Source organism: Halomonas alkaliantarctica, from assembly GCF_029854215.1.
GTDB lineage: Bacteria > Pseudomonadota > Gammaproteobacteria > Pseudomonadales > Halomonadaceae > Vreelandella > Vreelandella alkaliantarctica_A.
Map to the genome: position 1 here is coordinate 3733616 of NZ_CP122961.1, position 12575 is coordinate 3746190.

Below are 12575 nucleotides of genomic sequence, written 5' to 3' on the forward strand. Positions count from 1 at the left end.
CTACTCTGTGTACTGCTCAGGATTGGCGAAAATAGCGGCAAGCGCTGGCGTTAGCGGCAAGTTCAATACCCGGTTATCAGGAGGGAGTGGCTGTAAAAACCATTTTTCATAAAGCGTCTGAATGGTTTTACTCTGATAAATATTACGCAGTTCCTTATTTACCAGCTCAACAAAAAAAGGATCATCAGGCGGCATCATTAAGCCATAGGGCTCGGCACTACTCAGTGTTGCCTGGGAAACATGAAAAGCAGCAGGGTCAGGCGCAGATGAAACCAAACCAGCTAACAAAATACCATCCATCACAAACGCCGAAGCCTGCCCGGAGGCGACCATATTAAAGGCTTCTTCATGGTTCCGGCTGAGCATTACCGATATATTGAGCCCCTCGGTGCGATTAAGCTCGTTAAGCTGGGCAATATTGATAGTGCCCGTGGTAGATACCACGCTACGACCCGCTAGATCCTGCAAGCTGTCCATGTGCTGCCCGGCGAGAGATACGCAGCGCGTTGCGGTTAGAAAATGAGGGTACGAAAAAGCGGCTTGACGACGACGCTCGGGGGTATTGGTGGTCACGCCGCACTCGATATCCACGTCGCCATTACGCACTAATATAAATCGATTTGCAGGGGTTACCGGTACATAAGTTACCTTGAGTTCACCTAGGCCCAAGGTTTCCTCCAGACCTTCAATGACATTTAGACACAGGTCGATCGCATAGCCTGTCGGTTGGTCGTTAACCAGGTAGGAGAAGGGGACTTCGCTGGTGCGATGACCAATAGCAATCTCACTAGTCGACGCAATACGCGACAACGTTGGTGACGAGGCTATCTCCTCACTAGCAGCGGCGCCTTGCCACATCGCACTAGTCACTAATAACGCTATTAGCCACTTCATAGGCTTACCTTTGTTCGCTGATCCCCAAATTCATTGTCATCCCTGATTCATAGAGCATATAGCGGTCACGCCCTTTCGCCTTGGCCGCATAGAGCGCCAGATCTGCGTGGCGTAGCAAGTCATGGCTATTGCGGCCATCGACGGGCGCGGTTGCAATGCCAACACTCACTCCAATGTTAATTTCCTGGCTATCAAACTGATACGGTTCACGTAGAGTAGACACAATCGCTTCTGCCAGCACTTTTGCCTCACTGGTGGCACTACGCACAACGCGTTGAATGATGGCAAACTCATCGCCACCAAGGCGCGCCACCAAATCATTGTGGTTCAGCAGTTTCTGTACCCGCTGACTGACTTCAACTAACAGAGCATCCCCCGCCGCGTGCCCAAGGCTATCGTTTACTGCTTTAAAATGGTCAAGATCAAACAGCATGACATTAAATACGTCACCTTGAAGCATTGAGTGCAACGCGGTTTTTAAAGCGTTGTTTAATTGCACGCGGTTGGGCAGTTTGGTCAGCTCATCATGATGAGCAAGGTGCTGAAAGCGCAGAGCTTCGTCTTTAACTTCAAGTAAGTGTTCACGCTCAATGACTTTCTTACGAAGCGCGTCTATGGCCTTTGCCATCCGGCCAATCTCATCGTTTCGGTCGGTATATGGCGTGCTGTCAGCGGTCTGGTTTTTAGCGATTGCGGTAAGCGATCTAATTAATACCGGCACAGGTGTGAATAACTGACGCATCAAAATAGTGACTAGCAGGGCTGTCGCGACCAATACCACCATTAGCGCTATAAACGCTTTGCTGACCAGATCATCACGCATCTGATATAGCCCCGTTTTCTGGCCTATAGTGGCTATTAGAACGCCTAACAGTTGTCCATTAGAAGTAACAATGGGCAATGAGCTAATGAAGTGCTCTTCACCGCCAATGCTGGCAAATCCAACATAAAAATCAGCGGCATCCGATGCTGTATGCCACGTATTGTTCTCCAGATTGGATGGTGAGTCTGATGGTGTATTAAGTGCATCGGCCACGATGGTGAAGCCCTCTGAAGACGTCGCGAACAGCCATACGTTGTTACGTGTCTGTGCACTTGCCAGCGCCAATACATCAATCGGACTAAACCCAGTTTCCAGAACCGACTCTTCATCGCCTATCGGGCGCTGGGAAATGATATGCGTGACTTGCCCAGTGCCATCTGTCTTCACTGCCACGGACGTATAAATACGCCTGATAGTCGCGCTCACTATCTGGGCATTCACCTGCGCTTCGCGCATCCACTGCTCCCGAGCCCCGCGCTCAACCATAAAAAAACCTGACAGCGACCCCGTTAAATACGCAAACAGCACGCCCATCAGCATAAACATCACCACCTTACCCACCAGGGTATGATGCCAAGGAAGTTTAGCCGCAGGTAGTGAAACACTCCTATGCTGGGGTTCTGGCATCTACTCCGGTTCCTTCATGGCTATAGCTGCAGTGGGCCTATTTATTAGCTGTAATCGCAACGAACAATTGTTGCTTGAACAGTTTTTTTGACCACTCTTTTCTTCGGCAAGCGTATAAATTAAATTAGGCTTTAATTGCTAAAGTATCATTAAAAAGAGCTAGAATGTCTTATGAAAATTACACGCGTAATCATTCTTATTGATCTAGGCTTTTTGGCATATCTCTTGCTTCGTAAGTAGCTTACAGGTTCGCTTACTTATGTTAGGAGAACGTGATGCAAACGTCGGATTACCCTCTTAGTGAAGTCCCTACCAGCGCCCGCAAGGGCCTGCTTTCTACCTCGGCAGTATTGCTTGGATTTACGTTTTTCACCGCCACCATGTGGGCGGGCGGCACGTTAGGCCAAGCCTTTTCGATTGGCCAACTGCTATGGATCATAGTGATTGGCAACTTGCTGCTGGGGATGTATGCGGCAGCCCTCGCCTATATTGCGTGTAAAAGCGGGCTCAATTCGGTGTTGATGGGGCGCTTCTGCTTCGGCGAGAAAGGCAGCAAACTTTCTGATTTTATTCTCGGTTTCACCCAGATTGGCTGGTACGCCTGGGGCACCGCCACGATTGCCTTAGTATTAGTACGCACCACCGGGATGCCTGAATGGTTGGAAATCCCCTTAATGGTGCTCTTTGGGTTTGGTTTCTGCGTGACCGCCATGATTGGCTACAAGGGGATGGATTGGCTGTCGCGCTTTGCCGTCCCCGCGATGATGCTGTTTATCTTAATTAGCCTGTTCACCGGCCTAGTGGATGTGCGTGGCTTTGCGGGCCTGAGCCAGCAAACGCCCACGGAAAGCATGAGCGTGGCGGCGGCGATTACCGTCATCATTGGTACCTTTATCAGCGGCGGCACCCAAGCGACCAACTGGAGCCGCTTCTCCAAAACGCCGAAAATTGCCGTGATCGCGACACTGGCGGCCTTTTTTGTGGGTAACGGCTTAATGGTGCTAACGGGGGCACTCGGCACCATGATTTACCAGCAGGCGGATATCGTGGATGTGTTGATCGCCCAGGGGTTTGTCACCATTGCCGTGCTGATGCTGTTTCTGAATATCTGGACGACCCAGGACAACACCATTTATAACTTCGCCGTGGCGGGCTGCAATTTACTGCGCACCGAAAAGCGTCGGCTGGTCACGGTAGGCGGCGCGGCGATTGGCACTGTACTGGCGGTGGGCGGCATGTATAACCTGCTAATTCCCTTTCTAGTGCTACTCGGCACCTTTATACCACCCATGGGCGGGGTGATCATGGCGGACTTCTGGCTCAAGCATAAAGGCCGCTACCCCGCATTGGATAAAGCACAACTACCCGACTTCAACCGCAGAGGGTTAGCCGCCTATGCCATCGGTGCAGGCGCGGCTTACTTTTCCCCGTTACTCCCCCCGCTGGTGGGCGTGGCGGTGGCAGCGGGTAGCTACGCCGTGCTGCTACGTTTAAACCACGCAACGCTAAGCGATACGCTTCCCTCTACTGCCAAACAATAAGTGAGCCCCTGTTTTATATGAGCATGCAAATTATCAACGCCCGCCTACGCCAGCGCCCTGAGCTTTACCGACTTGAGATTGAGAATGGCACGTTTGCGGCGATTACCGTTCAAGACGCGCCGCAAACAGCCAGCGAAGGACAGATTGATGCGGGCGCCAAGCTCGTATGTGCCCCCTTTATTGAGCCACACATTCATCTGGATGCAGCCCTAACGGCGGGAGAGCCAAGCTGGAACCAGAGCGGCACGCTGTTTGAAGGCATTGAGCGTTGGGGCGAGCGGAAGCCCATGCTCACCGAAGCGGACATTCGCGAGCGAGCGCTAAAAACGCTTAACTTGTTGATCGGCAATGGCGTTCAATTTGTACGCACTCACGCCGATACCAGTGACCCCAGCCTTATTGGGCTTAAAACCCTGTGTGCTTTGCGCGATGAACTGAAAGATAAAATCGACATACAGGTGGTCGCCTTCCCGCAAGACGGCCTGCTCTCTTACCCCGGCGGCGAAAAGCTAATGGAGGAGGCATTGGAGTTCGGCGCCGATGTGGTAGGTGGTATTCCCCACTTCGAATACACCCGCGAGCTGGGCGTGGCCTCCATGAAGCGGGTAGTCGAACTGGCAATCAAGTACGACCGCTTGGTGGATGTACATTGCGACGAAATTGACGACCCTAACTCGCGCTTTCTTGAAGTGCTCGCCTGCGAAGCGCTGTTTAACGATTTAGGCAGCCTCGTTACCGCCAGCCACACCACGGCGATGCACTCCTACGACAACGCCTACTGCTCAAAGCTGTTTCTGCTGCTTAAACGCTCGGGCATCAACTTTGTTTCCTGCCCCACCGAAAGCATTCACCTGCAAGGGCGCTTCGATACCTACCCCAAACGCCGCGGTGTTACTCGCGTAAAAGAACTCAACGAAGCAGGCATTAATGTCTGCTTTGCCGAGGACTCCATCTTCGACCCCTGGTACTCCCTGGGTAATGGCAAGCTACTGCGCACGCTGGATTTTGGCCTGCATATCTGCCAGATGATGGGCTATCAGGACTTCAGCCAGGCGCTTTCACTCATTACTGACAACAGCGCCCGCACGCTCAATATTGAAGCGCGTTACGGTATTGAAGTAGGCAAACCCGCCAGTTTCAATCTGCTGGAGGGCGAGGATGACTACAGCGTGCTGCGTAATCAAGGCGAGGTGCTGCTTTCGGTGCGCCACGGCGAGGTCATTATGCAGCGGGAGCCGGCCAAGATCGTCACCCCTCTGTGGCTTGGCTAATGCATCAGCAGCACGTTAGATTATCTATTTAACCGTCGAACGTTACCGACAGGTGTTAATAAGCGAGGGACTGCATAATGGGCATCGAAACCGTTCGCCAATTTTTTGCCGAGCACGCGCCGGATATCAACATCGAAGTACTTGAAACCAGCACCGCCACGGTACAACTGGCCGCCGACGCCCACGGCGTAGCACCAGGGCAAATCGCCAAAACCCTGGCTTTCAAAGTCGGTGAAAAGCCGCTATTGATTGTGGCCAGTGGCGATGCGCGTATCGACAACCGCAAAATTCGCGATACCTTCGGCGGCAAGGCCAAAATGCTCGACGCCCAGACGGTGATGGAACTCACCAGCCACCCGGTTGGCGGCGTTTGTCCCTTTGGCCTCGCCACCGATCTGCCGATTTACTGCGATGAATCGCTCCACGCCTATGACGAAGTGCTGCCCGCCGCTGGCTCACCCAACAGCGCCGTGCGCCTGAGCCCCAAGCGACTGGCTGAGCTGGTCAACGCCGAGTGGGTGGATGTGTGTAAGTTGCCAGAAAATGCCACTTAAGCACGCATCTATAACCTTTTATTATTTAACGTCCAGTAAATAACCGTAAAAAGCCGTATTACGCTGCCATCCCAATGATTCATAAAGGTGCTGGGCGCGTTCGTTCTCTACTTGCGTCATTAATATCAAGCGTGAAACGCCGTGATCATGGGCAAGCTGGGTGGCAGCTTCCATTAATGCTCTCCCGGTGCCTTTATCACGACACTCCGGCAGCACAAACAGATCATTTAGCGTCCAGCGGGCATTTAAGCCCACCGTGGAAACCCCCGGGTAAAGCTGCACAAAACCGGTGAGCCCACCTTCAGCATCCTCACTCACCAGGATGCGTGAATCCGCCTGACCAAAGCGCTGGCGCAGAAAAGCACGCGCCGCATCGACATCACTCGGCTGCTGATAAAACTGGCGATAGCCATCCAACAGCCTTGTTAAAGCGTCAAGATCGTTAATAGTAGCTGAGCGAATCGTGTTCATGGTGGGGCCTCCTGCCATGCTTACCATTGATTTAACCGTCTAGGTCTAAACATTGAGTAAACAATGTTTAGACAATGGAATACAGTATAAAAAACACAATCAGAGACGTTACCATGCTCGGTTTTATCGCCCCTGCCGGATATCCCCGCTGCCAATGGTGTGGCGGTGCGGCAGCAATTTAAGCGGCCGATATAAAAAAACAGTGATAGGGTATGGTTTTTTAACACGCCTACCAATAAATCGCACAGCAAGGGGACACCACGTTCCCGATGGGGTTAATGTGGCTCAACCGCTCTCTTCGCATACAGAATCCCGCGCCTCGATATGGAAGGCATGGAGCGTGCATATATTTACCGCTAGCGGTGTGCTGCTCGGTACGATGGCGCTGCTCGCACTGGTCGACGATAACCCGGTCGCCTGTCTCCTCTGGCTGGGTGCTGCGATGATGATTGATGGTATCGATGGCACCCTGGCCCGCAAATATGAAGTGAAGGCCATACTCCCCCATTTTGATGGCTCAACGCTCGATATGGTCATCGATTACCTAACCTGGGCCTTTATTCCCGCCCTGTTTATCTACTACTTTATTGAATTGCCACCCTATTTAGGGTTGCTATCAGTTTTCATAATCCTGCTGTCCTCGATGTTCTGTTTCTGCAACGTCGATATGAAAAGCCAGGATAACTACTTCGTTGGCTTTCCTGCCGCCTGGAACATCGCCGCCGCCTATTTCTATGTTCTCGACCTTCCTCCGTTCATCACGTTTGCCACTATCGTACTGCTGGCTGTCCTCACCGTGACACGAATGAAGTTTCTGCACCCGTTTCGGGTGCGTTTGTTTATGCCACTCAATATCGCCGTGACGCTGGTGTGGTGTGTATGCGCTACGTCACTGGTGCTCTCCAGCCCCGAGCATGCCGCCTGGGCACTATGGGGGTGGGGCATTACGTCAGCTTATTTTATTGGTATGTGTTTATGGCGCACCGCCCAAGAGTGGTTTGATTAATGAGCAAAGCTGATGACTAACGACTTTATCGGCCCTGATGGATATCCACGCTGCCAGTGGTGTGGCGGCGCAGCAGAATTTCTGCCCTACCATGATAACGAGTGGGGCTTTCCCGTAGACGACGATCAGCGGCTTTTCGAGAAGCTGTGTCTAGAGAGCTTTCAGTCGGGCTTAAGCTGGCGCACGATTCTTAATAAACGCGAAAATTTTCGCGCTGCCTTTCACCACTTCGATTTCCACCAAGTCGCCCGCTTTGGCGAAGACGATGTGCAGCGTTTACTTCAAGACGCGGGCATTATTCGCCATCGTGGAAAAATCGAAGCAGCCATTAATAACGCCCAACGTGCAAAGGAGATGGTCGAGCAGGAAGGCTCGCTGGCTGCTTTCTTCTGGCGCTATGAGCCTGTCGCGTTAGCGGTGCCACAAACACAGACCACCTCGCCTGAATCTATCGCCCTTGCCAAGGAGTTGAAAAAGCGCGGCTGGAAATTTTTCGGCCCTACTACCGCTTTTGCCTTTATGCAGGCCATGGGGCTGCTTAATGATCATGCCGAAGAATGTGTCATTCGCGAACCAGTAACTCGCGCCCGAGAACGTTTTTTACGGCCATCTGATCGACAAAAACCCACCGCCTAGCAAGCCAGACGGTGGGTAAACGTAATCTAAAACGAATAACTGTCATTATCCGTTGTGTGCTGAAGCTTTAGGGCATCAATACGCTATCGATTACGTGGATAACGCCATTCGACTGCGCGACATCCACGACGGTTATGTTGGCACTATTGCCCTGGGCATCCATGACCATCAGGTTATTACCATTGCGCGCTACGGTAAGGTACTCGCCTTGTACGGTTTTGAAGGCCACGGTGCCATCGTTTTCCATGATTTCTTCCCACAATGCGTCCCGGTTCATGTTGCCAGGCACAACGTGATAAGTCAGAACGGTCTGTAACTGCGCTTTATTCTCAGGTTTCAGCAAGGTCTCAACCGTACCTTCTGGCAATGCCGCAAAGGCTTCATCGGTCGGAGCAAATACAGTAAAGGGGCCTTCGCCTTGCAGCACATCAACCAGTTCAGCCGCTTGAACGGCGGCCACTAGCGTTTTATGGTCACCCGAATTAACCGCATTTTCGATGATATTGCGCTCGGGAAGCATGCTAGCGCCGCCTACCGTAGTAGGTCCATGATCGGCAACGGCAGCACCGGTATAGAGGGCAGCAGCAAACAGGCTAGCAGTAAGAAGTTTGAGTTTCATTGGGGCATCTCCTGGTTGTAATTAAAAGAGCTCAACCATGCAAGCTCACTAACACTTACGCGCCTGATGCCTAAGTGGATGCAAATTATCTCAACAATATTTTATTCGCTGCTTACTCCTCGCCTCTTGCCTTCAACGGCGGGCTCACCAAGACTGACGTTTCGGTTTACTGTGCTGAGATGCCTGAATGCTAGATGCCACACAACGCCACCAATATCTTATTGAACAACTCAACGGCTGCGCCCAGGGCGACCGCAGCGCGTTCGAGCGCCTCTATCGTGCCTCCAGTGCGCATCTATATGCTCAGTTGCTGCGTATAGTAAGAGATGAAGGTGCCGCACAGGATTGTCTCCAACATGTTTTTATCAGAATCTGGCATGCTGCCGACCAATACGACGCCACACGAGCCAAGCCGATGACCTGGCTGTCCACACTCGCTCGCAATATTGGCATCGACTGGCTGCGCCGCCAGAAACCCCAGGATTCCACCACCGATGAACCCTTGTTAGCAACGCTACTAGGCACCGACGACCCTGAAGATGACAGCATCAGTCATCAGCAAAGCGCCAAACTGAATGACTGCCTCGACACACTCAGTGGTAATCAGCGCCAGTTAATGGAAATGGCCTATTTTCAGGGTATGACTCACAGCGAGCTTGCCAGCTCTATGTCCCAACCGCTGGGCAGTGTCAAAAGCTGGATCCGCCGTGGACTCGAGAGGTTAAAAACATGTCTAACCAATGGGATTTAAGCGACCCTGATAATCGCCATCTGGCGGCTGGCGAGTACGTGCTGGGCGTATTGGATCGCGATCAGAAAGCACGCTTTGAAGCACTGTTGGCTGTCAGCCATGACCTACGTAATGACGTGGAAAATTGGCGGGAACATCTACACTTGTTCAATGAGCGGCTGGACCCTAAGACACCGCCTAAAGAGGTCTGGCAGCGCATTACCGCGGCGACCGGGGCGTTACCTTTACGCTGGTGGCAACGCATGGGCGCATGGCAGGCCATGGCGGCCAGTTTTGGAGTAATCGCGGTCGCGCTGGGCCTGCTGTGGCAACAAGCTGAGCTGACTACACCGCCAGAAGGAGAAGCGGTGTTCGTGGTTCAGGACGAATCGCGTACGCCAGGCTGGATCATTAGCGCCACCGAGGGGGGAGAGCTGATTGTGCAAGCGGTTCAACCAACCCAGGTCAATAGCGAACAGACCGGCGAGCTGTGGTTGATTGCCGATGGCACGCCCATTTCGCTGGGCCTGCTACCTGAGCAAGGTAGCCGACGCCTACAACCCAGTGCTGAGCTACGCGCACAATTATTCACTGCCGATTTAGCCGTCAGTGTTGAGCCCCAAGGGGGCGCTCCCGGTGGACAACCAACCGGGCCGATTATCGACCATGGCCGTTTAACGCCAATGGCGGGTAGTAATTTCAATTTATAAGACAACCTCATGCGCCTGTGCTTCTTCCACCATCTCGGTGGCGATTTCCCCCACGGTTCGCACAGCGTCTTCGATGGCAGGCGTTAGCGTAAACGCATAGTTCAAACGTAGGCACTGGCGGAACTTGCCGGAGGCGGAAAACAGCGAGCCCGGTGCTACGTGGATAGCACGCTGCGCCAAGCGTTGGTTAAGGCGCACACAGTCCACCGCGGCGGGCAGCTCCACCCAGAGCAAAAAGCTGCCCTGTGGATAGCTGATACCCGCGCCCTTTGGGAAGTAGCGCTGCACCCAACTGATCATGATATCGCGCTGGCGCTGATACTGGCGGGTGGCATAGCGCAGGTGGCGCTCGTAGTGGCCTTTGGCGACGAACTCCGCCACCGCCAGTTGCGGCAGCGTGGCCGAGGCGCCGGTTGAAACGTATTTCATATGCAGCGCCTGATCACGATAGCGGCCTGGCGCCAGCCAGCCCACCCGCAACCCAGGCCCGACTGTTTTGGAAAACCCGCTGCACAACATTACTCGCCCATCGTCATCAAAGGATTTCACGGTGCGCGGTCTTGGTAGGCTAAATGACAAATCACCGTAGATATCGTCTTCGATAATGGCCACGTCGAAACGCTGGGCGAGCTGAAAAAGCGCCCGCTTGCGTGCTTCGGGCATGGTGTAACCCAGTGGGTTATTGTAGGTCGGTGTGACCTGTATCGCGCGGATCGGCCACTGCTCCAGCGCCAGCTCCAAGGCTTCCAGACTGATGCCCGTTTGCGGGTCGGTGGGTATCTCCAGCGCTTTTAAGCCGTTGGCCTTGAGTATCTGCATGGTGCCGTAAAAGCTGGGCGAGTCGACAGCCACCACATCACCCGGCTGGGTTAGCGTGCGCAGCGCAATCGAGAGTGCCTCCTGGCAGCCGGTGGTCACCATGATGTCATCTGGGTGTAGCAAGCAGCCGGATGCAATAGCCAACCGCGCTACCTGTTGACGAAGTTCAGGGCTACCGCTCAACTTGTCGTAGTTGAACCCATGTAAGTCATTACTGCGATGCAGGCCAGCAAGTATTTTCGACAGCGGTCGCAGCGTCTCATATTCAAAATTCGGTATGCCTCGCCCTAGAAGCAGCCGCACATCATCACGCTGAGTGGCAACAAGCTCCAGTACTTGATCCCATTGTGAAATATCCAGCGGACGCTGTGCAGGTCGTGAGACTGACGGCAGAACCGATGGCACGCGGCTAGGCAGCACAAAGTAGCCCGATTTTGGTCGAGACTCGATCAATGCAACGTCCATTAGTTGGCGGTAGGCCTCCTGAACCGTCGAAATGCTAACGTCCAGTTCCTGGCACACTGCGCGAATGGAGGGCAGACGGTCGCCTACACGGTAAATACCGTGCTCGATACGCTCTCGCAAAACAGTAGCAACCTCTTCATAGCGCGTCATGACACCCTCCTGACTAAAGCTCGACAACGATACAGATACCATTTACAGCGACCATACAGAGGTATAATACGCCTTTCTGTATCCTGATAATAATAAAGTCTATATCTGTATCTAAACAGTGGCGCTGAGTAATCTGAATAAGCACACCGCACTTCAGGAGAGTCGCTATGCCACGCTTCAGCCTCACACAGCTTCGCTATCAGCTAGGTCTACAAATGCGTCAATACCGCCACTACCGTCGTAGCCGCCGCCAGTTACTGGCACTTGATGACAGGCTACTTGATGATATCGGTATTGACCGTACACAAGCGCTCAAAGAGGGACATAAAGCGTTTTGGAAGCATACACCACTCGATGAGGGGCCTTATGAAAACCGCTGAGTATTACCTACTCGACGTCTTTACCGAACAGCCGTTTACCGGCAACCCATTGGCCGTCTTTCTAGAGGCTGATGGGTTGTCAGCCAGTACCATGCAAGCGCTGGCTAATGAGCTTAACTTGGCCGAAACGGTGTTTTTAAGTTCTGCCACTGAAACGAATCACTACCCGATGCGGATCTTTACGCCAACTCGTGAACTACCTTTTGCAGGCCACCCCACGGTAGGCACCGCGCATCTGCTAAGGGAGTTGGGGTTAGTGAACCACGAGCAAGGCATTGTGCTCCAGCCTCCCATCGGCAAGTTAGTGGTTAATTATGAACAAGATAGAGCAACGTTTCAGACCGCCCAGCCCGCCATGATCACAGACAGCACTATTGATCGCACTACTGCCGTTGAGCTGCTGGGATTGGACATCCATCAGGTAATGGGTGATCCGGTGATTGCCTCCTTCGGGCTACCCTATCATTTGATAGAACTCACCGACGTGGCAGCGTTAGAGAGCGTGCGCATTTCTACAACCATTTGGGACAGTGCCGTTATGGCGAGCAGTGCCGTCCAAATTTACCTGTATGTGATTGAACAACAAGGCGGTGCAGAAACGGTAGTTCACAGCCGCATGTTTTGTATGCATGACAGCATTTGCGAAGACCCCGCCACAGGAAGCGCCGCAGCAGCATTGACCGGCTACTTAGCATCTCTTCAAATAGACACCTTGCAGTGCAATATTCATCAAGGTGTTGAGATGGGTCGGCCTAGTATTATCTACACTGCCGCCAATGGCGAGATCAAGCCCGGCTTGGTGACGGTGGGCGGTAGTGCAAACGTGGTGGGCAAAGGCGAGTTTTACCTGGAACGATAGCCAATCGACTCGCAAAAAAG

General features: G+C 53.0%; 14 protein-coding genes. 9 read left to right on the forward strand and 5 right to left on the reverse strand.

What is annotated here, in order from left to right; genetic code table 11:
* Complete coding sequence (locus tag QEN58_RS17130; RefSeq protein WP_280104803.1) at window positions 1-894, reverse strand: amino acid ABC transporter substrate-binding protein; 894 nt, start codon at window positions 892-894, stop codon at window positions 1-3.
* Window positions 895-898: 4 nt separating this feature from the next.
* Complete coding sequence (locus QEN58_RS17135; RefSeq protein WP_280104804.1) at window positions 899-2344, reverse strand: diguanylate cyclase domain-containing protein; 1446 nt, start codon at window positions 2342-2344, stop codon at window positions 899-901.
* 275 nt (window positions 2345-2619) lie between these two features.
* On the opposite strand from QEN58_RS17135, the gene codB reads away from it, so the two are divergent.
* The 3 genes from codB to QEN58_RS17150 all read left to right on the forward strand — a co-directional run bounded on the left by codB (window position 2620) and on the right by QEN58_RS17150 (window position 5710).
* Window positions 2620-3885 (forward strand): cytosine permease, encoded by a 1266-nt coding sequence (codB, locus tag QEN58_RS17140; RefSeq protein ID WP_280104805.1) that lies wholly within the window; start codon window positions 2620-2622, stop codon window positions 3883-3885.
* Window positions 3886-3902: 17 nt separating this feature from the next.
* Window positions 3903-5156: a cytosine deaminase gene (gene codA, locus QEN58_RS17145; protein WP_280104806.1), complete on the forward strand. Its 1254-nt coding sequence runs from the start codon at window positions 3903-3905 to the stop codon at window positions 5154-5156.
* 77 nt (window positions 5157-5233) lie between these two features.
* Complete coding sequence (locus QEN58_RS17150) at window positions 5234-5710, forward strand: YbaK/EbsC family protein (RefSeq protein ID WP_280104807.1); 477 nt, start codon at window positions 5234-5236, stop codon at window positions 5708-5710.
* Between the two features lie 21 nt (window positions 5711-5731).
* Here QEN58_RS17150 and QEN58_RS17155 read toward each other — a convergent pair whose 3' ends face one another.
* Window positions 5732-6181: a GNAT family N-acetyltransferase gene (locus QEN58_RS17155; RefSeq protein ID WP_280104808.1), complete on the reverse strand. Its 450-nt coding sequence runs from the start codon at window positions 6179-6181 to the stop codon at window positions 5732-5734.
* A gap of 280 nt (window positions 6182-6461) precedes the next feature.
* Between QEN58_RS17155 and pcsA the strand changes: the two genes are divergently transcribed.
* Together pcsA and QEN58_RS17165 are read left to right on the forward strand one after the other, a co-directional pair.
* On the forward strand, window positions 6462-7187 hold the full coding sequence (gene pcsA / locus QEN58_RS17160) for a phosphatidylcholine synthase (RefSeq protein WP_425270294.1): 726 nt from the start codon (window positions 6462-6464) through the stop codon (window positions 7185-7187).
* Between the two features lie 12 nt (window positions 7188-7199).
* Window positions 7200-7823, forward strand: coding sequence for a DNA-3-methyladenine glycosylase I (locus QEN58_RS17165; RefSeq protein WP_280104809.1), 624 nt, complete (start codon window positions 7200-7202; stop codon window positions 7821-7823).
* A gap of 67 nt (window positions 7824-7890) precedes the next feature.
* On the opposite strand, the gene QEN58_RS17170 is transcribed toward QEN58_RS17165, so the two are convergent.
* Entirely contained in the window at window positions 7891-8442 is a 552-nt protein-coding gene (locus tag QEN58_RS17170; protein ID WP_280104810.1) for a fasciclin domain-containing protein, read from the reverse strand.
* A gap of 187 nt (window positions 8443-8629) precedes the next feature.
* Between QEN58_RS17170 and QEN58_RS17175 the strand changes: the two genes are divergently transcribed.
* Together QEN58_RS17175 and QEN58_RS17180 are read left to right on the forward strand one after the other, a co-directional pair.
* Complete coding sequence (locus QEN58_RS17175) at window positions 8630-9193, forward strand: RNA polymerase sigma factor (protein WP_280104811.1); 564 nt, start codon at window positions 8630-8632, stop codon at window positions 9191-9193.
* Window positions 9172-9882: an anti-sigma factor gene (locus tag QEN58_RS17180; protein WP_280104812.1), complete on the forward strand. Its 711-nt coding sequence runs from the start codon at window positions 9172-9174 to the stop codon at window positions 9880-9882. The genes QEN58_RS17175 and QEN58_RS17180 overlap by 22 nt, the downstream gene beginning before the upstream one ends.
* Here the strand turns inward: QEN58_RS17180 and QEN58_RS17185 are convergent.
* Complete coding sequence (locus QEN58_RS17185) at window positions 9877-11316, reverse strand: aminotransferase-like domain-containing protein (protein ID WP_280104813.1); 1440 nt, start codon at window positions 11314-11316, stop codon at window positions 9877-9879. The genes QEN58_RS17180 and QEN58_RS17185 overlap by 6 nt on opposite strands.
* Window positions 11317-11483: 167 nt before the next feature.
* Here QEN58_RS17185 and QEN58_RS17190 point away from each other — a divergent pair, with 167 nt between their 5' ends.
* Both QEN58_RS17190 and QEN58_RS17195 read left to right on the forward strand, forming a co-directional pair.
* Window positions 11484-11696, forward strand: coding sequence for a YjiS-like domain-containing protein (locus tag QEN58_RS17190; protein ID WP_280104814.1), 213 nt, complete (start codon window positions 11484-11486; stop codon window positions 11694-11696).
* Entirely contained in the window at window positions 11683-12555 is an 873-nt protein-coding gene (locus tag QEN58_RS17195; protein ID WP_280104815.1) for a PhzF family phenazine biosynthesis protein, read from the forward strand. Before QEN58_RS17190 ends, QEN58_RS17195 begins: the two co-directional genes overlap by 14 nt.
* The last annotated feature ends 20 nt before the right edge of the window (window positions 12556-12575 follow it).